Here is a 1,157-nt window from a genome sequence, read left to right on the forward strand (position 1 = left end):
AATTTTTAAATTTTAAGCAGTTAATGAAAATCAAGCAACTTTTAGCCATCGCTTTATTGTCATCGCTTACCACTGCCTGCCAGAAGGAGGAAGTGCTGCCCGATGACCTCGCCGCCGCCAACTCCGTGAGCGCCCTGACCTCCGTCGACTCCCAGCGGCGCAACCTGCTGATCGAGGAGCGATTCGAAAAATCTCTCTCCGACGCATTTAGAAAACACACCAATACTGAATTTGATTTTTACGGCGACTTCTACCGCGTGTTCGCCAAGACCTCGCACGGCTTCACCATCTCCAGCGCCCAGGTGCGCGGCGGCCGCACCGCCGCCCGCTTCGAGCTGCGCAAGGGCGACTCGGGCGTCGTGCGCGCCGAGATCGCCGGCAACAAGGCCGAGAGCAGCTCCCACCGCTGGTACGGCTTCAGCCTGTACCTGCCCAGCGGCGACTGGGGCACCGACTCGAGCTGGGACATCATCTCCCAGGCCAACGGCGTGCCCGACCCGGGCGAGCCGGCCCGCAACCCGCCCATCTCCCTCTACGCCTCCAACGGGCGCATGAAGCTCAAGGTGATCTGGGCCTCGGCGCAGATCAGCTCCGACACCAACCGCGACGGGGAGAAGGTCTACGACCTGGGCGCCGTCGAGAAGGGCCGCTGGCTGGACCAGTGGCAGGACATGGTCTTCCACATCAAGTACTCCTACAAGTCCGACGGCATCCTGGAGGTGTGGAAGAACGGCACCAAGCTCGTCGACCACCGCGGCCCCAACAGCTACAACGACGCCGTGGTGCCCTACTTCAAGGTGGGCCTCTACAAAAGACAGTGGCCTAGCGTGTCCAAGCGCGTGATGTACGCCGACGAGGTGCGCGTGGGCAACGAAAACGCCACCTACAACGACGTGGCCCCATCAGCCAGCTCCACCACCACGGCTACCACTGGGGCAACCACCCTGCTCTACAACTCAGGCGGCTCAAGCTACCAGGACAGCCAGTCCAGAACCTGGGCGGCGGACGCGGCCTTCTCGGGCGGGGTGTCCGGCTCGCAGTCCATCAGCGTGAGCGGCACCACCAGTGACGCGCTCTACCAGCGCTACCGCTACGCCAGCAACGGGGCCCCCTTCAGCTACAACATCCCTGTGGCCTCGGGCCGCTACACCGTCAAG

General features: G+C 62.9%; 1 protein-coding gene. It reads left to right on the forward strand.

What is annotated here, in order from left to right:
• Positions 1-23: 23 nt before the first annotated feature.
• Positions 24-1,157: heparin lyase I family protein (locus BD749_RS19175; protein ID WP_143741294.1), on the forward strand; the 1,134-nt coding region annotated here is incomplete at its 3' end.

This window comes from Pontibacter ramchanderi, assembly GCF_002846395.1.
Classification (GTDB): Bacteria; Bacteroidota; Bacteroidia; order Cytophagales; family Hymenobacteraceae; genus Pontibacter; species Pontibacter ramchanderi.